The organism is Rhizobacter sp. OV335 (genome assembly GCF_900142965.1).
Classification (GTDB): Bacteria; Pseudomonadota; Gammaproteobacteria; order Burkholderiales; family Burkholderiaceae_C; genus Rhizobacter.
Genome location: NZ_FRCQ01000004.1, coordinates 268,956 through 287,956 on the forward strand (window position 1 = coordinate 268,956; position 19,001 = coordinate 287,956).

Consider the following 19,001-nt stretch of genomic DNA (forward strand, 5'->3'; position numbering starts at 1 on the left):
GTTAACAGGCCCCTAGTTGCGAACCCAACGCAGCGCCAGCACGTCATCCGGCCACTGCACCGCCTTCACCTTCTTCTGCATCGCCCAGCTCAGCGTGCGCCGGTACAGCGGCACGTAGGGCAGGTCTTCGCCGATCAACCGCAGCGCGACGCCGACCATCGCACGCCGGCGCATCAGGTCGGGTTCGACGCGGATGCTGTCGATCAGCGTGTCCAGCGCCGGGTTGGCATAGCGGCCGACGTTGAAGGTGCCCGCCCCGCCCTTGCCGAAGCTGTGGAACAGCGCGTTCAGCGTCGCCCACGCGTCGGTGGTCGGCGTCCAGCCGAATTCGACGAAGCTGCCGGTCGCCTGGCTCAGCTTCGGGAAGAACTGGTTGGTCGCCGACGAGCGCAGCGTCGTGCGGATGCCCACCTGCGCCAGCATCGCGGTGGCGGCCTGGCAGACGTTCTCGCGCCACGCGATGTTCACGCAGTCGAGCGTCACCGCGAAGCCGTCCGGGTAGCCGGCCTGCGCGAGCAGCTTCTTCGCGGCCACCGGGTCGTAGGGCAGGCGCCTGTCCAGTTCGGCCAGCGAGCCGTCGACCTGCGGCGACAGGAAGGCCCCGGTCGGCGTGCCCTGGCCGCGCAGCACCTTGCTGACGATCAGGTCGACGTTGATCGCCTGGTACACCGCCTGGCGCACCCGCCGGTCCTTGAAGGGGTTGCGGCCCTTCACGTCGGCATCGAGCAGCTGCTCGCGCGCCTGGTCGAACGCGAGGTACTGCTGGCCCAGGTCGGCGACCTGCAGCACGCTCAGGCCAGCGTCGGTCTTCAGGCGCGCCACGTCCTGGAACGGCGGGTCGAGCACCAGGTCGACCTCGCCGGAACTCAGCGCCGCCAGCCGCGTGGCTTCCTGGCGGATCGGCAGGAAGCTCACCTCGTCGAGGTTGCCGTTGCGCTTGTCGCCGCGCCCCCACCAGCGCTCGTTGGCCTTCAGCACGACACGCACGTCCGGCTCGTAGCGCTCCAGCCGGAACGGCCCGGTGCCGTTGGCATTGCGTACCGCGAAGGTCTCCTGCTTGCCGTTGAAGTCCTGCGCGCGCTCGACGCCGTGCTGGCTGGCCCAGGCCTTGCTCATGATGCCGATGAACGGCAATTTCTCGGGGAACACCGCATCGGGCGAGCTCAACGCGAAGTCGACCGTCAGCGCGTCGACCTTGCGGACCTCGGCGACGGCGCCGAGCTGGAAGGCGCGCTGCGATGGCGGCTGGCGCGCCCGGTCGACCGAGAAGATCACGTCGTCCGCGCTCATCGTGCCGCCGTCGTGGAACAGAACGCCCGGCCGCAGCCGGAAGCGCCAGGTGCGGTCGTTCAGCGCCTGCCACGACAGCGCGAGCGCCGGCTCGAGCTTGAACTGCTCGTCGCGCCCCACCAGCGACTCGTACACCTGCGTGACGACCCGCGAGTGGTACAGCAGCGCGAGCGCATGCGGATCCATCGTCTGCGGGTCGAACCCGCTGGCCACCCGCAGGCTGGCCGCAGAAGCCAGCCCCGCGGCGCACCCGATCCAGAGCCCGACGATCGCCAGCAGCCAGCGCTTCACGTTCCGTTCCATGAACACTCCCCCGCAGTTGGATGCCTGCATGATCGCAAAGACGGGCCCGAAATTGGGTTACAACCCCACCACATGCAACACCTGCTGAACCTGCTCGCCGCCATCTCCCTGCTCGTCTGGGGCACGCACATCGTGCGGGTCGGCATGCTGCGGGTGTTCGGCGAGAACCTGCGGGCCGTGATCTCGCGCAGCGTGCGCAGCCGCATCGTCGCGCTGCTGGCCGGCGTCGGCGTCACCGCGCTGGTGCAGTCGAGCACCGCCACCAGCCTGATCGTGACCTCGTTCGTCGGCAAGGGGCTGATGGACACCGGCGCCGCACTCGCGGTGATGCTGGGCGCCGACATCGGCACCGCGCTGATGTCGGTGCTGCTGTCGTTCGACCTGTCGTGGGTGTCGCCGCTGCTGATCTTCGCCGGCGTCGTGATGTTCCTGTCTCAGGAGGACCGCGGCATCGGCCGGGTCGGGCGCGTCGTCATCGGCCTCGGCCTGATCACGCTCGCGCTGCAGCTGATCGTCGCCGCCACCGAGCCGTTGACGCGCTCGCCGGCGGTGCGCGCGATGCTGGTCAGCCTGCCCAACGACGTGATGCTCGAGATCACGATCGGCGCGGTGCTGGCCGTCGTCTCGTATTCGAGCCTTGCCACCGTGCTGCTGGTGGCGATGCTGGCCAACGCCGGCCTGCTGCCGACCCCGGTCGCGCTCGGCCTGGTGCTGGGCGCCAACCTGGGCACCGGCGCGCTGCCGCTGCTGGCCACCGCGCGCGGATCGGTGCAGTCGCGCCGCATGCCGCTCGGCAACTTCCTGTTCAAGGTGATCGGCTGCCTCGCGATGATTCCGCTGCTGCCGCAGGCCCACGTGCTGCTGCAGGAAGCCGTGCCGACCGTGCTGCAGCAGGTGGTGGTGTTCCACCTCGCCTTCAACGTCGCCCGCTCGGTGCTCTTCATCCCGTTCACGCCGCTGGTCGGCCGCCTGCTCGACCGCTACCTGCCGCAGCCGCGCGCGCTCGGCACCGACCGGCCGCGCCACCTCGACCCGCTGGCGCTGAGTTCGCCGTCGGTCGCGATCGCCTGCGCGGCGCGCGAGGCGCTGCACCAGGCCGACGTGGTCGAGACGATGCTGCGCGGCATCCTGCCGGTGATCCGCTACAACGACCTGGCGCTGGCCGAGCAGCTGCGCAAGATGGACGACGTGGTCGACGAGCTGTATTCGGCGATCAAGTTCTACCTGACGCAGATCTCGCGGGCGGCGCTGTCCGAGCGCGAGAGCCGGCGCTGGACCGACATCGTCTCGTTCACGATCAACATGGAGCAGATCGGCGACATCATCGAGCGCGTGCTGCAGGACATCGAGGACAAGAAGGTGCGCAAGAACCGCAGCTTCTCCGATGCCGGCATGGCCGAGATCGTGCACCTGCACGAGCGGCTGATGGCCAACCTGCGGCTGGGCATGAGCGTCTTCCTCGACGGCCACGTGCGCGACGCGAAGCGGCTGCTGGAAGAGAAGGCGCGCTTCCGCGACCTGGAGCACGAGTACGCCGCCAGCCACATCGTGCGGCTGCAGGAAAACACCGCGCAGAGCATCGAGACCAGCTCGCTGCACATCGACCTGATCAGCGACCTGAAGCGCATCAACTCGCACATCTGCTCGATCGCGTACCCGATCCTCGAATCGGCCGGCGCGCTCTCGCAGACGCGGATCCGGCACTCGCAGCTGTCGGCCTTGTCTTCCGACGAGTCCTGAGCGAACGAACCTAGAGGTGGTTGTGCCGGCGCAGCCAGTGCGCGTGCACCAGCGCCGCCTCGAGCGTGAAGACGCCGGCCTTCAGGCTCTCGAGCAGCTGCTCGGCCGGCACGCAGTCGAAGCCCTCGACCTCGCCATCCTGGTTGTCGGGGTCCAGGCCCGGCAGCACCTCACCCTCGAACATCTCGATGCGCTCGATCATGTAGCCGTTGCCGTCGACCGGGCGGCGCACCCACTGGTGGCCGAGCGCGCGCACGTTGCGCATCGTGGCCACCTCGAGCCCGGCTTCCTCCCAGGTCTCGCGGTGCAGCGCGGACGCGACGGTCTCGCTGGCCGACAGCATGCCGCCGGACAGCGTGTCCCACTGGCCGGGGTCGGTCGCCTTGTCGAACGCGCGTTGCTGCACCCACACCCGGCCGTCGCCGGTGTGGCCCACCAGGTGCACCGCGACGGTCGCGATGCCGAGCGGGCGCACCGCTGCGCGCTCGATCAGCGCCTGGCGCTCGCCATGCTCGTTGTTCACCACCAGCAGTTCGTTGCGCCAGGCGCCACCCAGGTCGTGCTGCTGCATCCAGCGGGCGATCACCGCCAGCGCCGCATCGGGCGGGCCCTCGACCTGCCAGCCACCGGCGCGCGGGCGCACCGGCAGGTCGGCTTCTTCCATGTGGCGGGCGAGCAGCGGCTCGATCGAGCCGATCACCGCGTCGGTGGCCTGCAGCCACAGCCGCTCGCGCAGCGTCTGCGGGGGCTGGTCGGCCAGGGTGTGGAGGTGTTGCAGCCAGTCGGGAATGTCATCCATCGTGACTGCGATGGTATCGGCTCCGCGACCGGTTCCCGGACCGACCTGGCTCCTCAGGCGGAGAACAGCCGCCAGCGCGCGGTCATCGCCTTCAGGCCCTGCAGGATGCCGCTGGGGACCGGCGCGTCCTGCGCGGACATCCGCACGGTGCGGTGCAGCGCGACGTGGCGCGCGTCGCCCACGCAGCGGTGATGCTCCTTCATCGCCGCCGACACCGCCAGGCTCAGCACCGCCGGGCGGATCGGCTTGCTGGCGAAGCGGTAGATGCGGGCCTGGTTGATCAGCCGCACGACCTCGTCGGCATCGGTGCGGTCGGTCAGCATCACGGTGATCAGCGCCGGGAAATGGGTCTTCAGCGCGTGCAGCAGCTGGCCGGTGTCGGCCCCGCCCACGCGCGATTCGCAGACCATCACGCCGATCGCATGGCGCGCCAGCAGCTGCAAGGCGCCGGCCACGCTGTCGGCGCGGTACACCGTGATCTCCGCGCCGAGCGCCTGCCGGACCAGCGCGCAGTCGCTTTCGCTGTCGTCGAGCAGCAGCACGCCCGCGGTGGGCGCCGGGCCGCCGCGGCCGGCCGACCCCGGCGGCGTGACGATGGGCGCCGGCCGCGACTGCATCTGGCCGACCTCGGCGGCATCGGCCAGCGTCGTGCGGAACGCGTCCTGGTCCCATGGCTTCGTCACGTAGCGGAAGATCTGGCCGTCGTTGACCGAGCCGAGGATGGCCTCCTGGTCGGCGTAGCCGGTCAGCAGCACGCGCACCGTCTGCGGCCATTGGTGGCAGACCTTGGCCAGCAATTGCACGCCTGTCATGCCGGGCATGCGCTGGTCGCTGACGATCACGTCGATGTGCTCCTTCCGCAGGATCTCCAGCGCCTGCGCGCCGCCGGATGCGGTGAACACCTCGTAGGTGCTGCGGAACATCACGCGCAGCAGGTTGATGATGCGTTCTTCGTCGTCGACGAACAGGATGCGGGCTTTTTGCGGGGCGGTCACGTGGCGGGCTCCGTCGGCGGGTTGGGTGGATTTGGCAAGGGGATCAGGCGGCCAGCAGCGCCGGCTCGCCGGCGTTGTCGGGCTTGCCGGGCTCGCGCGGGCGCAGCGGCAGCAGGATCGAGAACACGGTGCCGACGCCGGGCTCGGTGTCGACGAGGATCTTGCCGCCGTGCTCCTGGATGATCTTGAACGAGATCGACAGGCCCATGCCGGTGCCCTTGCCGATCGGCTTCGTCGTGTAGAACGGGTCGAAGATCTTCGGCAGCACGTTCGCCGGGATGCCGCTGCCGTTGTCCTGGATCTCGATGCGCACCATGTCGTCGCCCTCGCGCGCGGTGCGCAGCGTGATCACGCCGGGCTCGGCGCGCTCCGCCGGCATCGCATGCACCGCGTTCGTGATGATGTTCAGGAACACCTGGTTGATCTGCGAGGGCGAGCACTGGATCTTCGGCAGGTCGAAGGCCAGTTCGCGGCGGATCTCGACCGTGTTCTTCAGCAGGTTGCGCGCCAGCAGCAGCGTGCTCTCCAGGCCTTCATGCACCGCGAACTCGCTGACCTTCGCGCGGTCGAGCCGGCTGAAGTTCTTCAGGTTCATGACGATCTCGGAGATCTGCTCGATGCCGTGGATGCCGTCGGCCAGCAACTGGCCCATCTCGTCCATCACGCGGCTGCCGGAGACCTCGCGCGTGGACTTGTCGAACTGGTGGGCCAGCGTCTGCAGCTGCGCACGATCGCGCTGCTCGTTCGGCAGGTGCAGCATCTGCGCGAACTGCACGCTGTTGGCCGCCAGCTGCGCCACCGGCGCGACCTGTTCGCGCAGCACCTCGAACGTGCCCTTGACGTAGGCGAGCGGCGTGTTGATCTCGTGCGCGATGCCGGCCACCATCTGCCCGAGGGCGGACATCTTCTCGGACTGCACCAAGTGCACCTGCGATTCCTTCAGCTCGGCGTGGCTGCGCGTGAGTTCCTGGTTGACGCGTGCGAGCATCCGGTAGCTCGCGACGAGGCGCCACGCGAACCAGCCCAGCGCGACCAGCAGCGCGGCCGAATAGGCCACCAGCACCCAGCGCCAGGTCTGCTGCGAGACCAGCAGCTTCTCGTGCTCGAGGGCGTGCATGTCGGCCAGTTCGTCCAGCGCCCGCGCCGTCGGCAGCACGGCGAGCTGCTTCAGCAGCTTGTCGCCCAGCTGCTGCTGGCGCACCACCGTCTCGGCATGGGCCGAGAAGCCCGCGACGCGCTCGGCCGTTTCGGCGGGCAGCGATTTCGCGAGCTTGCGCAGCTGGGCAAGGCTCTCGTCGACACGCGCGACCAGGCCGGCCTCGGGGGTGTCGGTGTAGACGAGCGTGTCGACCAGCACGCGATCGACCGCCGAGACCAGCCCGTCGCGCTCGCCCGCCTGCCAGGCGGCCAGCACCTCAGCGGCCGCCGACGGCAGGTAGCGCGTGGAGTTGCGCAGGATCGAATGCTGCGACTTGAACCGATCGATCAGCTCCACCTTGGAACCCATCAGCTGCCGGTAGTTGTCGAGCAGCGGCACGATCCGCTCGCCGCTGTCGCCGTGACCGCGCCAGAACAGGTTGGTCTTGCTGCGCAGCAGCTCGTCGAGCGACTCGATCACCGGCAACGGGCTCGCGACCGGGTCGTAGCTCGCATTCAGCCCGGTCTTCGAACGCAGCACGTCGACGTTCCATTCGGCATCGATCTGCTTGAGCTGGCGCAGCAGCGAGCCGATCTCGCCGTACTCGGCGTGGTTGACGTCCGAGGTCTTGTTCACCAGCAGCGCCAGCACCACCGCCAGCGCGGTGCCGACCAGCAGATGCATCCAGGTTCGCTTGTTCATCATGATCATGGCCGGGCACTCGCTCAAGGTTGGTGTGATTGAGATGAGGGCTCGAGCGGGCGGCCGCGAAGCTCGCCGGTGAGCGTGTACAGGAACTTCACGATCAGCGCCTTGTCCTGCTGCGGGGCCGGCCGGCCGAGCTGGTAGCGGAACATCGTGTCCACCGCATCGTCGAGCGTGCGGGCCGAGCCGTCGTGGAAGTACGGTGCCGTCAGCGCCACGTTGCGCAGGCTGGGCACCTTGAACATGTGCCGGTCCGCCTCGTTGTGCGTGACGTTGTAGCGCCCCATGTCGGCGCCGGTCGGCTCGCCGCGGCCGGCGAAGTAGTCGCCCATCACGCCGAACACCTGGAACATGTTGCCGCCGACGTTGACGCCCTGGTGGCAGGCCACGCAGCCGTAGCTCTTGAACAAGCGGTAGCCTTGCAGCTCGTCGCTGCGCAGCGCCGTCGCGTCGCCACGGAGGTACTTGTCGAAGCGCGCATTCGGCGTCGTCAGCGAGCGCTCGAACACCGCGATCGCATCCTGGATGTTGCGCGGCTTCAGCCCGTCGCGGTACGACTCGCCGAAGGCCGAGACCAGGCTCTTGTCGCGCGAGAGCTTCTCGATCACCTGCGACCAGTTGCTGCCCATTTCCTTCGGGTTGTGGACTGGACCGGCCGCCTGCTCTTCCAGCGACGCCGCGCGGCCGTCCCAGAACTGGCGGAAGTTGAAGCCGCTGTTCAGCACCGTGGGCACGTTGATCGGGCCGACCGAGCCGCCGATGCCGATCGCGCTGACGCGCCCGTCGACGCCGCCGCGCTCGAGCGAATGGCAGCTGGCGCAGGCGATGGTGTCGTCGCCGGACAGGCGCTTGTCGTGGAACAGGCGGTCGCCGAGCGCCACCTTCCGCGCATCGAGCCGCACATCGAGCGGGATCGGCCGGATCGGCTCGTCGACCTGCGCCCACGCTTGTCCTGCAGTGAAGCCGCCCACGATGGCGGCGAGGAGAGCGGCGGAAATTTTTTCGGCATCCAACCAGGGCATGAGCACCTCATCAGTCGTTGTGTGCGTGGTACGTCACTGCACCCGTGGACTATCGACTCAGGTTGTCATGTGACGTAAGGAATTGCCGCACAGGTCATCGACCCAAAAGGTCAACAACTGCCAACTGAGTTGAAACGCCATTCACAGGACCAAACGTCTGGCGATTCGATGGGAACCTGCGGCGACTTCGGGTCACTCAGTCCGCACCGAATCTCCCGGCGCAGACATCGACCCATGAGCAACATCCTCAAGAACCTGGTGGACGGCTTCGCCCGCCGCGTCGGCGGCGCGCACGTCGAGTTCGACGGCGAAGGCCATCTGCAACTGGTGGCGGACGGCAAGTTCGTCGTGAGCCTGCTGCACGAGCCCACCGAATCCCGGATCCACTTGTTTGCCGAAGCCGGCACGATGCCCTTCGGCCTGGAACACGTCGTCGACGAAGACCGCTGGCAAGCCAGCACCGATCGCATCGATGCCGAGGGCTTCACGTCGATGCTGCGCTGGCATGAATCCACCGGCAGCGTGCTTCAGCTGGCGAGCGCGCCGCTCGCGCAACTCGACGATGTGAAGTTCGCGACCTGGCTCAAGCTGTTCCTCGACAACCTGTCGAAGCTCGGCGACATGATCGCGGCCGGACCGGATGTCGACAACGCCGAGGTGATCGAGGTCAGCGAGTTTCCGCCGATGGATCCGCTGGAACTGGAACTGCAGCTGATGGTGTGAGGCGGGCTGACAGCACGAGAAGGGCTGGCCGCCCTCCCGAGCTGGCCGCAGCGCTGATCGCCGGATCTACAAGCAGTCCGGCGCCTGCACCGCCTGCAGCACCGTGTCGACGAGACCTTCCCGGTCACGCCGGCGCAGCCACCACACCGCGCCCTTCTTGATCGACCAGTCCTGCGCCTGCCCGCTCAGCAGCAGCGCCGCCACCTGCCCCAGCGTCGGCTGGTGACCGATCACCAGCACCGGCTCGGTCGCATCGGGCCAGCGTGCGGCCTTCAGCACCGCGTCCGCCGCCGCATCGGGTGCCAACGCAGGCAAGGTCTTGAACGACTTGTCGAGCGCCTTCGCCGTCTGCTGCGTGCGCAGCGCCGGGCTCACCAGGATGCGCGTCGAATGCGCGAGCCGCTGGTTCAGCCAGTCGGCCATGCGTTGCGCCTGGCGCTCGCCCTTCGGCGTCAACGCCCGCTCCAGGTCGTCCTGCCCGTCGCGCAGGACGTGCGCTTCCGCATGGCGCCACAGGATCAGGTCCATGGCGATCACCCCGCTTGTTTCGCGGCCATCCGCGTCATCAGCGCCTGCTGCGCGCTCGGGCCGTCGGTACCGATCCGCTGGTAACTGCCGTCCGACTGCAGGCGCCACGCGTCCTTGCCGTCGTGCAGATAGGGCACCAGGCATTCGTCGATGACGCGCTGGCGCATCGCCGCATCGCGCACCGGCCAGGCCACCTCGATGCGGCGAAACATGTTGCGCCCCATCCAGTCGGCGCTCGACATGAACAGCGCTTCGTCCGCCTCGCTCGCGCCCCAGCGGAAATACAGCACGCGCGAATGCTCAAGCAAGCGACCGACCACCGAGCGCACGCGGATGCGGTCGGTCCGGCCCGCGATGCCCGGCGGCAGCATGCAGGCGCCGCGCACGATCAGGTCGATGTCGGCGCCAGCCTGGCCGGCGGCGACCAGCGCCTCGATCAAGGGCACGTCGGTCAACGCGTTGATCTTCACGACGATGCGCGCCGGCCGCCCCTGCCGCGCCGCGTCGGCCACCTGGTGGATGTGCGCGAGCATCTGCTTGTGCAGCGTGAACGGCGCCTGCAGCAGCTGGCGCAGCGGGCGCATCTTGCCGAGGCTTGCGAGCTGCTGGAACACCGCGTCGATGTCGGCGGTCATCTCCGCATCGGCCGTCAGGCAGCCGACGTCGGTGTACAGCCTCGCCGTCTTCGGGTTGTAGTTGCCGGTCGACAGGTGGCCGTAGCGGCGCAGCCGGCCGTCTTCGCGGCGCGTCACGAGCAGCAGCTTGGCATGCGTCTTCAGGCCGACGATGCCGTACACCACCTGCGCGCCGACCGCCTCCAGCCGCTCGGCCCAGTTGATGTTCGCCTCTTCGTCGAAGCGCGCCTTCAGCTCGACGACGGCCATCACCTCCTTGCCGCGTCGCGCCGCCTCGATCAGCAGGTCCATCAGCGGCGACTCGCTGCCGGTGCGGTAGATGGTCTGCTTGATCGCGAGCACGTCCGGGTCTTCCACCGCTTCGCGCAGGAACTGCACCACCGGCTCGAACGATTCGAACGGGTGGTGCATCAGCACGTCGCCGTGGCGAAGCCGTTCGAAGATCGAATGATCGCGCGACAGCCCCGCCGGCCACGGCGCGTCGTGCTGCGGAAAACGCAGCGCCGGCGCATCGGCGCCGTCGATCAGCGCGTTCAGCCGCACCAGGTTCACCGGCCCGTTCACGTGGTAGAGCGCGGCCTGCGGCAGCGCGAACTGCATCAGCAAAAATTCCGACAGCTCCGGCGGGCAGGTGTTCACCACCTCCAGCCGCACCGCCTGGCCGAAGTGACGCGTCGTCAGCCCGGAGCGCAGCGCCTGCCGCAGGTTCGCCACGTCCTCCTCGTCGACCGCCAGGTCCGAATCGCGCGTCAGCCGGAACTGCGAGAACGCCTCGACCTCGCGGCCTGGGAACAGCTCGGCCAGGTGCGCACGGATCACGCTCGTCAGCAGCACGAAGGCCTGGCCGGTGCCGGCGATCTCGTCCGGCAGCCGGATCACCCGCGGCAGCACGCGCGGCACCTTGACGATCGCGATCGTGTTCTCGCGCCCGAACGCATCCTTGCCACCCAGCCGCACGATGAAGTTCAGCGACTTGTTCGCGACCTGCGGGAACGGGTGCGACGGGTCCAACCCCACCGGCACCAGCAGCGGCCGCACCTGGCGCTGGAAGAAGGTGTCGACCCAGCGGCGCTGCGCCTCGTTGCGGTCGCTGTGGTTCAGGATCTGGATGCCCTGCAGCTTCAGCGCCGGCATCACCTCGTCGTTGAAGCAGCGGTACTGGTCGTCGATCAGCAGGTGGGCCTCGGCGGCCACCGTCGCCAGGTCGCGCGCCGAGACGCCGGCGCCGGGCTGGCGCACCGCCTCGATGTAGTCGGCGAAGCGCACCTCGAAGAACTCGTCCATGTTGGACGACACGATGCAGATGTAGCGCAGCCGCTCCAGCAGCGGCACGTCGTCGCGCCGGGCCTGGGCCAGCACGCGGCGGTTGAACTCCAGGATGGCGCTTTCACGGTTCAGCAGCGCCGGCATCAGCGGTGCCGGCGAAGCGGCGGTCGTCGGGGTCATCCGACGAGTTTATGAAGGTTTTGCGTCGGTTTCGTGACATCGATGTCAGCCCCGCGCACCGCCGGCACCAGGTGGCCGAGGAACTCGCGGCAGACCGGCTCCCAGCCGAACTGCAGCGCGCGCTCGCGGGCACGATCGCGCGGGATCTCCAGCGCCTGCAGTGCCGCTGTGCGCAGATCGTCGTGCAACACGCCGCCATCGCGCCCGTCGCCCTGCGGCGCGACCACGTCCAGCGGACCGGCCACCGGGTAGGCGGCGACCGGCGTGCCGCAAGCCAGCGCCTCCAGCATCACCAGCCCGAAGGTCTCCGAGCGGCCGGGGAACACGAACACGTCGGCCGCGCTGTAGATGCGCGCCAGCTCGGTCCGGTCGACCACGCCGCGCCAGTGCACCTGCGGGTACTCGCGCTGCAGCCGCTCCTGCAGCGGCCCGACGCCGTAGACGATCTTCGAGCCCGGCAGGTCGAGGTCGAGGAAGGCCTCCAGGTTCTTCTCGTAGCTGAGCCGGCCGACGTGCAGGAACACCGGCCGCGGCAACCCGAGGTCGGCGCCCGGCACCGGCTCGAACAGCCCCAGGTCGACGCCGTGCGACCAGCGCCGCAGCGGCGTGAAGCCATGGCCCTGCAGGATGTCGAACATGCCGGAGGCCGGCACCATGATGCCGCTGGACTTCGCATGGAAGCGGCGGAACCAGGCATAGCCCCAGCGCTCCGGCAGGTGCAGCGCACGCGCCAGGATCTCGGGGAAGCGGGTGTGGAAGGCGGTCGTGAAGGCAAGGCTGCGCTTGAGGCAGTGCGCACGCGCCGCGCCGCCCAGCGGGCCTTCGGTCGCGATGTGGATCGCGTCGATGCCACCGTCGCGCAACGCGGCATCGATGCGGCGCGCCACCTCGCGCCCCGGCCGCCACGCGAGTTCGATCTCGCGGTAGCCCGGGCAGGCGAAACGCCTGAACCCCGAGGGCTCGATCATCAGCACCTCGTGGCCGAGCGCCGTCAAGCCCTGCTGCAGCTCCACCAGCGTCGTGACGACGCCGTTGACCTGCGGCTTCCAGGCATCGGTGACCAGCAGGATCCTCATGCGGCCTCCACCACGGTGGGTGCCGCTTGTGCCACTTTGGGTGCCACTTTGGGTGCCGCCTGCGGCTCCCGCTCGCGCAACTGCTGCGCCCAGTCGATGATCTCGAGCCGCCCGTCGGCATGCTCGACCAGCGCGGTCAGGCTCTCGACCCAGTCGCCGTCGTTCGCGTAGGTGATGCCGTCGATGTCGCGCAGCTCGGCATGGTGGATGTGCCCGCAGACGACGCCCTGCACGCCGCGGCGGCGCGCCTCGCGGGCGACCGCGTTCTCGAAGTCGCCGATGAAGCTGACGGCCCGCTTGACCTTCAGCTTCAGGTACTTCGACAGGCTCCAGTAGGGCAGGCCCATGCGCGCGCGCAGCGAGTTGAGGTGGCGGTTCAGCTTCAGCGTGAACTCGTAGAGCGTATCGCCGACGTGGGCCAGCCACTTGGCGCACTGGATCACGCCGTCGAACAGGTCACCGTGCAGGATCCACAGCTTGCGGCCGTCGGCCGTCTCGTGCACCCATTCGTCGGCGACCTCGATGCCGCCGAACTCGTGGCCCACGTAGCGGCGCGCGAACTCGTCGTGGTTGCCGGGGATGAAGACGACGCGCGTGCCCTTGCGCGCCTTGCGCAGCAGCTTCTGCACCACGTCGTTGTGCGACTGCGGCCAGTACCAGTGGCGCCGCAGCTGCCAGCCGTCGACGATGTCGCCGACCAGGAACAGCGTGTCGCTCTCGACGTGGCGCAGGAAGTCGAGCAGCGCATCGGCGCGGCAGCCGGGCGTGCCCAGGTGCAGGTCCGAGATCCATACGCTGCGGTAGCGCAGACTGTGCGCGGTCGGCTCGTCCTCCGGCCCGGAGGGCGGGTCCTGCGGGAGGGTCCAGGCCGCGCGAAGAAAAGCGTCTCGTTGCATGGACGCCCAGCTTCGCAGCCGGGCATGACGTGGTGGTGGCAAGGGCATGACGGACCGGTGACGCGGGCACCGCCGATAATCGCCCGATGCACTTGTTGATCCCCTACGCCAGCACGCTCTCCGACGCTGGCCTGCCGACGCAACGCGGCCTCGCCCTCCCCCACCTGCAGCGCCTGCTGCCGCGCATGGTGCCCGCCCAGCGGCTGGGCACCGACGAGTACTCGCTGAGCACGCCGGCCGAGCAGGCGCACGCGCAGCTGCTGGGCTGGCACGGCGCCGACGGCTGCCTGCCGTGGGCCGCCCAGGCCGCCGCAGCCGACGGCGTGCCGGTCGGCGACGCGCCCTGGGGCCTGCTGACGCCGGTGCATTGGCATGTCGGCGCCGAGCATGTCAGCGTCGGCTACCCGGAGCAGCTGCGGCTCAGCGCCACCGAATCGCACGCGCTGTTCGAGGCGGTGCGGCCGCTGTTCGAGGGTGAGGGCTGGCAGCTGACCTGGGGCTCGCCGCTGCGCTGGTATGCGTCGCACGCGTCGCTCGACGGCCTGCCCACCGCATCGCTCGAGCGCGTGATCGGCCGCAACCTCGACCTGTGGATGCCCGACCACCCGCAGGCCAAGGCGATCCGCCGGCTGCAGAACGAGGTGCAGATGATGCTGTACCAGCAGCCGGAGAACGACCACCGGGCCGAGATGAGCATGATGCCGGTCAACTCGTTCTGGCTCAGCGGCTGCGGCCGCCGCCAGCCGACCGCTGCCACCGCCGACCTTGTCATCGACCACCGGCTGCGCGCGCCGCTGCTGGGCGAGAACTGGGGCGACTGGGCCGAGGCCTGGCGCGCGCTCGACGCCGGACCGGTGCGCGAACTGCTGGCGCACCACGACGCCGGCGAGGCGGTGTCGCTGACGCTGTGCGGCGAGCGCTTCGCGCAGCGGCTGCAGGCGCAGTCGCAGGGCTTTCTCGCGCGGCTGGCGCGGCGCTTCGGTGGCTCGTCGCCGCTGGCGTTGCTGGAGGCGCTGTGATGGCCGAGGTGCGGCTCTCGCGCCGCGATGCCCCGCCGCGCAGCGTGTGGGCGCTGGAGCAGGCCGGCGTGCACCCGCTGCTGGCCCAGCTGTTCGCGGCGCGCGGCGTGCGCAGCAACGACGAGCTCGACGACGGCCTCGCACGGCTGATCCCGCCGACCGAGCTGCTCGGCGCGCAGGCCGCGGCAGTGCTGCTGGCCGACGCGATCGCAGCGCGCAAGCGCATCTGCGTGGTCGCCGACTACGACTGCGACGGCGCCACCGCCTGCGTGGTCGCGCTGCGCGGGCTGGCGCTGCTCGGCGCGGCAGCGGGCACGCTGCAGCACGTGGTGCCCGACCGCGCGGTGCACGGCTACGGGCTGACGCCGACCATCGTCGACCTGGCGCTCGCGCTCGGTGAGAAAAGCGGGCAGAAGCCCGCGCTGCTGCTGACCGTCGACAACGGCATCGCGAGCATCGCCGGCGTCGCGCATGCGCGCGCGCTCGGCCTCGACGTGCTGGTCACCGACCACCACCTGCCCGCCAAGGAAGGCGAGCTGGTCGTGCTGCCGGACGCGAGCGTGATCGTCAACCCGAACCAGCCCGGTTGCGGCTTCCCGAGCAAGAACCTGGCGGGCGTCGGCGTGATGTTCTACGTGCTGCTCGCGTTGCGCAGCGAACTGCGCACGCGCGGTGCCTTCAGCGCCGAGCAGCAGCCGCGGCTCGACGCACTGCTCGACCTGGTCGCGCTCGGCACCGTGGCCGACGTGGTGCGGCTCGATGCCAACAATCGCCGGCTGGTCGCGCAAGGCCTGCGCCGCATCCGCAGCGGCCGCATGCAGCCGGGCATCGCCGCGCTGTTCAGCGCCGCCGGGCGCGATGCGTCGCGCGCCTGCGGCTTCGACTTCGGCTTCGCGCTCGGGCCGCGCATCAATGCGGCCGGCCGGCTGTCGGACATGTCGCTCGGCATCGAATGCCTGCTGACCGACGACCCGGCGCGCGCCGCGCAGCTCGCGCAGACGCTGGACACCATCAACCGCGAGCGCCGCGAGGTCGAGGCCGGCATGCGCGAGCAGGCCGAGGCCATGCTCGAGACGCTGATGCCCGAAGGCGATGCGCCGCCAGCACTGGCGCTCTACGACCCCGAGTTCCACGAGGGCGTGGTCGGCATCGTCGCCGGGCGGCTGAAGGACCGGCTGCACCGGCCGACCTTCGTGTTCGCGCTCGGCCAGGATGGGCTGCTGAAGGGCTCGGGCCGCTCGATCCCGGGCTTTCACCTGCGCGATGCGCTCGACCTCGTCACCAAGCGCCACCCGGGCGTGCTGAAGCGCTTCGGCGGGCACGCAATGGCCGCCGGCTGCACCTTGGCCGAGGAAGATTTCGACACCTTCGACGGCGCGTTGCAGCAGGTCGCACGCGAGTGGCTCGATGCGGCGACGCTGTCGCGCACGCTGCTGACCGACGGCCCGCTGGCGGCCGAGTATTTCAATGCCGAGACGGTGCGCTCGCTCGATGCGCAGGTGTGGGGGCAGGCCTTCGAGCCGCCGCTGTTCTGCGACGACGTCGAGGTGGTGTCGCAGCGGCTGGTGGCCGAGAAGCACCTGAAGCTGTCGGTGCGGCATGCGGGCGCGCTGCGCGACGCGATCTGGTTCGGCCACACCGAGCCGGTGGGCGCGAAGGTGCGGCTGGCCTACCAGCTGCGGGTCGACGAGTACAACGGCCAGCAGCGGGTGCAGATGGTCGTGGAAGGAGCGGGATGAACGCGATGATCCGGGCGGCGCTGGTCGCCATGACGTGCGCGGTGGCTTGCACGGCGCAAGCCGTCGACGTGGCCTCGGTAGCGAGCGGGCTGCAGAACCCATGGGGACTGGCCTTCCTGCCGGACGGGCGGATGCTGGTCACCGAGCGACCGGGCCGCATGCGCATCGTCACGGCCGATGGCCGGCTCGGCGAGCCGCTGCAGGGCCTGCCGGCGGTCGATGCGCGCAGCCAGGGCGGGCTGCTCGATGTCGCGCTCGATCCGAAGTTCGCGAGCAACGGCCTCGTCTACTGGAGCTATGCCGAAGCCGGCAGTCGCAGCGAATCCGACAAGAACGGCACCGCGGTCGCGCGCGGCCGGCTTCAGGGGGACAGGCTGACCGAGGTCAGCGTGATCTTCCGGCAATTGCCGAAGGTGAAGAGCACGGCGCACTTCGGCTCGCGGCTGGTGTTCGGCCGCGACGGCCGGCTGTTCATCACGCTGGGCGACCGCTACCTGATGCGCGACGACGCGCAGAACCTCGGCAACCACCTGGGCAAGGTGGTGCGCATCGAGGCCGATGGTCGCGTGCCGGCCGACAACCCGTATGTCAAGACGGCGGGCGCGCGGCCCGAGCTGTGGAGCATCGGCCACCGCAACATGCAGGGCGCCGCGCTGAACCCGTGGACCGGCGCGCTGTGGACGCACGAGCATGGGCCGCAGGGCGGCGACGAGGTCAACCTCGATGGGGCAGGAAAGAACTACGGCTGGCCGGTGATCACCTACGGCTGCGAGTACGGCAGCTGCGCGGCGATCGGCGAGGGCAAGGCCAAGGCCGGCATGGAGCAGCCGCTGACGTACTGGGTGCCGTCGATCGCGCCGAGCGGCATGGCCTTTCTCACGAGCGAGCGCTACGCCGGCTGGAAGGGCAGCCTGTTCGTCGGCGCCTTGGCCGGGCAGATGCTGGTGCGGCTGCAGCTCGACGGCGACAAGATCGTCAAGGAAGAGCGGCTGCTGACCGAGTTGCACGAGCGCATCCGCGACGTGCGCCAGGGGCCGGACGGGTTCCTGTACCTGCTGACCGACAACAACCCCGGGCGCGTGCTGCGCGTGGTGCCCTGAGTAGCCCCTGCGGCGGCCTTGGCAGGGCCGGCTCCCTACAATGCCACTCGTGAGCCTGCCTGCTGTCTGGACCAACGCCGACCTGCACTGCCATTCCGTCGTGTCGGACGGCACGCTGCAGCCCGAGGAACTCGCGGCGCGCGCGAAGGCCAACGGCGTCGAGCTGTGGGCACTGACCGACCATGACGAGATCGGCGGCCAGCACCGCGCTCAGGCGGCGGCGCTGGCGCTGGGCCTGCCCTACCTGACCGGCGCCGAGATCTCGGTGACCTTCGCCGGGATCACGGTGCACATCGTCGGGCTCGGTTTCGATGTCGACGATGCGCAGCTCGCCGCCGGCCTCGCCGCGACGCGCGGCGGCCGCGAGGAACGCGCCCGCGAGATGGCCGCGGGCCTGGCGCAGGTCGGCATCCACGGCGCCTATGAGGGCGCGCTGAAGTACGTCGGCAACCCGGAGCTGATCTCGCGCACGCACTTCGCGCGGCACCTGGTGGAAAGCGGCGTCTGCCAGGACACCCACGAGGTCTTCCGCAAGTTCCTCGTCGAGGGCAAGCCGGGTTACGTGCCGCACCGCTGGGCCAAGCTCGGCGACGCGGTGCGCTGGATCCGCGAGGCGCATGGCATCGCGGTGATCGCGCACCCGGGGCGCTACAAGTTCACCGCGAACGAGGAGTACGCGCTCTTCACCGAATTCAAGGTGCACGGCGGGCGCGGTGTCGAGGTCATCACCGGCAGCCACTCGGGCAGCGACTTCATCAAGTACGCCGACATGGCGCTCGAGTTCGAGCTGCTGGCGTCGCGCGGGTCCGACTTCCACAGCCCCGACGAGAGCCACGTCGACCTGGGCACGCTGCCGCCGCTGCCGGGCAAGCTGACGCCGGTGTGGGAAGCGCTGGGCGATCGCGTGCAACTTCCGTGACAGGTCAGCGCCCCGCGCGAGGTATCGCGCTGATCGCTCTGGCGGCGCTGTGCTTCGCGACCATGGACACCACGATCAAGTACCTCGGCGCCTTCCTGCCGGTGCTGCTGATCCTGTGGGCGCGCTATGCCTTCCAGGCGGTGTCGATGGGCGTCTGGTTGCTGCGCTCGAAGACCGCCAGCTTCCGCACCGAGCACCCGCGCTTCCAGCTCGCCCGTGGCGCCTTGCTGCTGGCGACCAGCGCGCTGAGCTTCTTCGGCGTGCAGCGCATGCCGGTGGCCGAGTTCACCGCGATCAACATGCTGACGCCGGTGGTGGTGACGCTGCTGGCTGCGTGGGTGCTGCACGAGCGCGTGTCGGCGCCGCGCTGGGCGCTGGTGTGCGCGGCCTTCGCCGGCGCGGTCATCGTGATCCGCCCCGGCAGCGGGTTGTTCGGCTGGGCGGTGCTGTTCCCACTGGCCGGCGCGCTGACCTACGCCAGCTTCCAGGTGCTGACGAGCAAGCTGTCGGCGCTGGAGAGCCCGTACACCACGCACTTCTACACCGGCCTGACCGGCGCGCTGGCGCTGACGCCGGTGCTGTTCTTCAGCGCGATCGACACCGACGGCACGCTGCTGGCCGCGCCGCTGCAGCAGCTCGCGCTGCTGCTCGCGATCGGCGCGCTCGGCACCGTGGGCCACCTGTTCCTGATCCTGGCGCTCGGCCTGGCGCCGACGGCGACGCTGATGCCCTTCATCTACCTGCAGATCGGCGTGGCCGCGGCGGTCAGCTGGCTGGTGTTCCGCTACGTGCCGGACGCCTGGGCCTGGGTCGGCATGGGCGTGATCGCGGTGTGCGGTGCCGCGAGCGCGTGGCTGAACATGCGAAAGACCGCGGCGCACCCCGCGACATCGACAGTGGCGGCCGACACGATCGCGGATTAGCATCG

16 protein-coding genes are annotated in these 19,001 nt (G+C 69.7%); 7 read left to right on the forward strand and 9 right to left on the reverse strand.

Annotated elements, in window-relative coordinates:
* Nucleotides 1-12: 12 nt before the first annotated feature.
* Nucleotides 13-1,593 carry an ABC transporter substrate-binding protein gene (locus BUE42_RS06455; protein WP_159445375.1) on the reverse strand — a complete coding sequence of 527 codons (1,581 nt, stop codon included), beginning with the start codon at nucleotides 1,591-1,593 and terminating at the stop codon, nucleotides 13-15.
* A 72-nt stretch (nucleotides 1,594-1,665) separates the two neighbouring features.
* On the opposite strand from BUE42_RS06455, the gene BUE42_RS06460 reads away from it, so the two are divergent.
* Nucleotides 1,666-3,333: a Na/Pi cotransporter family protein gene (locus tag BUE42_RS06460; protein ID WP_073463788.1), complete on the forward strand. Its 1,668-nt coding sequence runs from the start codon at nucleotides 1,666-1,668 to the stop codon at nucleotides 3,331-3,333.
* Nucleotides 3,334-3,343: 10 nt separating this feature from the next.
* Here BUE42_RS06460 and BUE42_RS06465 read toward each other — a convergent pair whose 3' ends face one another.
* The 4 genes from BUE42_RS06465 to BUE42_RS06480 are packed head-to-tail and all read right to left on the reverse strand — an operon-like array spanning nucleotide 3,344 to nucleotide 7,992.
* Complete coding sequence (locus tag BUE42_RS06465; RefSeq protein WP_073463789.1) at nucleotides 3,344-4,132, reverse strand: NUDIX hydrolase; 789 nt, start codon at nucleotides 4,130-4,132, stop codon at nucleotides 3,344-3,346.
* A gap of 53 nt (nucleotides 4,133-4,185) precedes the next feature.
* On the reverse strand, nucleotides 4,186-5,127 hold the full coding sequence (locus tag BUE42_RS06470) for a response regulator (RefSeq protein ID WP_083613926.1): 942 nt from the start codon (nucleotides 5,125-5,127) through the stop codon (nucleotides 4,186-4,188).
* A 43-nt stretch (nucleotides 5,128-5,170) separates the two neighbouring features.
* On the reverse strand, nucleotides 5,171-6,967 hold the full coding sequence (locus BUE42_RS06475) for a DAHL domain-containing protein (protein ID WP_159445376.1): 1,797 nt from the start codon (nucleotides 6,965-6,967) through the stop codon (nucleotides 5,171-5,173).
* A gap of 23 nt (nucleotides 6,968-6,990) precedes the next feature.
* Entirely contained in the window at nucleotides 6,991-7,992 is a 1,002-nt protein-coding gene (locus BUE42_RS06480; protein ID WP_073463791.1) for a cytochrome-c peroxidase, read from the reverse strand.
* 234 nt (nucleotides 7,993-8,226) lie between these two features.
* Here BUE42_RS06480 and BUE42_RS06485 point away from each other — a divergent pair, with 234 nt between their 5' ends.
* On the forward strand, nucleotides 8,227-8,715 hold the full coding sequence (locus BUE42_RS06485) for a type III secretion system chaperone (protein WP_073463792.1): 489 nt from the start codon (nucleotides 8,227-8,229) through the stop codon (nucleotides 8,713-8,715).
* 66 nt (nucleotides 8,716-8,781) lie between these two features.
* Here BUE42_RS06485 and sixA read toward each other — a convergent pair whose 3' ends face one another.
* From sixA to BUE42_RS06505, 4 genes are read right to left on the reverse strand one after another with little or no spacing between them, the layout of a single operon-like run.
* A complete protein-coding gene (gene sixA / locus BUE42_RS06490; RefSeq protein WP_073463793.1) occupies nucleotides 8,782-9,243 on the reverse strand; it encodes a phosphohistidine phosphatase SixA in 462 nt (153 codons plus the stop codon).
* 5 nt (nucleotides 9,244-9,248) lie between these two features.
* Nucleotides 9,249-11,324: a polyphosphate kinase 1 gene (gene ppk1, locus BUE42_RS06495; protein WP_073463794.1), complete on the reverse strand. Its 2,076-nt coding sequence runs from the start codon at nucleotides 11,322-11,324 to the stop codon at nucleotides 9,249-9,251.
* A complete protein-coding gene (locus BUE42_RS06500; protein ID WP_073463795.1) occupies nucleotides 11,321-12,400 on the reverse strand; it encodes a glycosyltransferase family 4 protein in 1,080 nt (359 codons plus the stop codon). Before BUE42_RS06500 ends, ppk1 begins: the two co-directional genes overlap by 4 nt.
* On the reverse strand, nucleotides 12,397-13,296 hold the full coding sequence (locus tag BUE42_RS06505) for a UDP-2,3-diacylglucosamine diphosphatase (protein ID WP_073463796.1): 900 nt from the start codon (nucleotides 13,294-13,296) through the stop codon (nucleotides 12,397-12,399). Before BUE42_RS06505 ends, BUE42_RS06500 begins: the two co-directional genes overlap by 4 nt.
* 86 nt (nucleotides 13,297-13,382) lie before the next feature.
* Between BUE42_RS06505 and BUE42_RS06510 the strand changes: the two genes are divergently transcribed.
* From BUE42_RS06510 to BUE42_RS06530, 5 genes are read left to right on the forward strand one after another with little or no spacing between them, the layout of a single operon-like run.
* Nucleotides 13,383-14,315 carry a hypothetical protein gene (locus tag BUE42_RS06510; RefSeq protein WP_073463797.1) on the forward strand — a complete coding sequence of 311 codons (933 nt, stop codon included), beginning with the start codon at nucleotides 13,383-13,385 and terminating at the stop codon, nucleotides 14,313-14,315.
* Nucleotides 14,315-16,054: a single-stranded-DNA-specific exonuclease RecJ gene (recJ, locus tag BUE42_RS06515; RefSeq protein ID WP_369822953.1), complete on the forward strand. Its 1,740-nt coding sequence runs from the start codon at nucleotides 14,315-14,317 to the stop codon at nucleotides 16,052-16,054. The genes BUE42_RS06510 and recJ overlap by 1 nt, the downstream gene beginning before the upstream one ends.
* A complete protein-coding gene (locus BUE42_RS06520) occupies nucleotides 16,051-17,154 on the forward strand; it encodes a PQQ-dependent sugar dehydrogenase (RefSeq protein WP_073463798.1) in 1,104 nt (367 codons plus the stop codon). Before recJ ends, BUE42_RS06520 begins: the two co-directional genes overlap by 4 nt.
* A gap of 55 nt (nucleotides 17,155-17,209) precedes the next feature.
* On the forward strand, nucleotides 17,210-18,073 hold the full coding sequence (locus tag BUE42_RS06525; RefSeq protein WP_235002147.1) for a 3',5'-nucleoside bisphosphate phosphatase: 864 nt from the start codon (nucleotides 17,210-17,212) through the stop codon (nucleotides 18,071-18,073).
* Nucleotides 18,070-18,996: a DMT family transporter gene (locus BUE42_RS06530; RefSeq protein WP_073463800.1), complete on the forward strand. Its 927-nt coding sequence runs from the start codon at nucleotides 18,070-18,072 to the stop codon at nucleotides 18,994-18,996. The genes BUE42_RS06525 and BUE42_RS06530 overlap by 4 nt, the downstream gene beginning before the upstream one ends.
* Nucleotides 18,997-19,001: the final 5 nt, after the last annotated feature.

What these genes read in the sequence shown, in the direction of transcription:
- BUE42_RS06455 (WP_159445375.1), bottom strand. Translation starts at nt 1,593, where the DNA reads ATGGAACGGAACGTGAAGCGCTGGCTGCTGGCGATCGTCGGGCTCTGG.
- BUE42_RS06460 (WP_073463788.1), top strand. Translation starts at nt 1,666, where the DNA reads ATGCAACACCTGCTGAACCTGCTCGCCGCCATCTCCCTGCTCGTCTGG.
- BUE42_RS06465 (WP_073463789.1), bottom strand. Translation starts at nt 4,132, where the DNA reads ATGGATGACATTCCCGACTGGCTGCAACACCTCCACACCCTGGCCGAC.
- BUE42_RS06475 (WP_159445376.1), bottom strand. Translation starts at nt 6,967, where the DNA reads ATGAACAAGCGAACCTGGATGCATCTGCTGGTCGGCACCGCGCTGGCG.
- BUE42_RS06480 (WP_073463791.1), bottom strand. Translation starts at nt 7,992, where the DNA reads ATGCCCTGGTTGGATGCCGAAAAAATTTCCGCCGCTCTCCTCGCCGCC.
- BUE42_RS06485 (WP_073463792.1), top strand. Translation starts at nt 8,227, where the DNA reads ATGAGCAACATCCTCAAGAACCTGGTGGACGGCTTCGCCCGCCGCGTC.
- sixA (WP_073463793.1), bottom strand. Translation starts at nt 9,243, where the DNA reads ATGGACCTGATCCTGTGGCGCCATGCGGAAGCGCACGTCCTGCGCGAC.
- ppk1 (WP_073463794.1), bottom strand. Translation starts at nt 11,324, where the DNA reads ATGACCCCGACGACCGCCGCTTCGCCGGCACCGCTGATGCCGGCGCTG.
- BUE42_RS06500 (WP_073463795.1), bottom strand. Translation starts at nt 12,400, where the DNA reads ATGAGGATCCTGCTGGTCACCGATGCCTGGAAGCCGCAGGTCAACGGC.
- BUE42_RS06505 (WP_073463796.1), bottom strand. Translation starts at nt 13,296, where the DNA reads ATGCAACGAGACGCTTTTCTTCGCGCGGCCTGGACCCTCCCGCAGGAC.
- BUE42_RS06510 (WP_073463797.1), top strand. Translation starts at nt 13,383, where the DNA reads ATGCACTTGTTGATCCCCTACGCCAGCACGCTCTCCGACGCTGGCCTG.
- recJ (WP_369822953.1), top strand. Translation starts at nt 14,315, where the DNA reads ATGGCCGAGGTGCGGCTCTCGCGCCGCGATGCCCCGCCGCGCAGCGTG.
- BUE42_RS06520 (WP_073463798.1), top strand. Translation starts at nt 16,051, where the DNA reads ATGAACGCGATGATCCGGGCGGCGCTGGTCGCCATGACGTGCGCGGTG.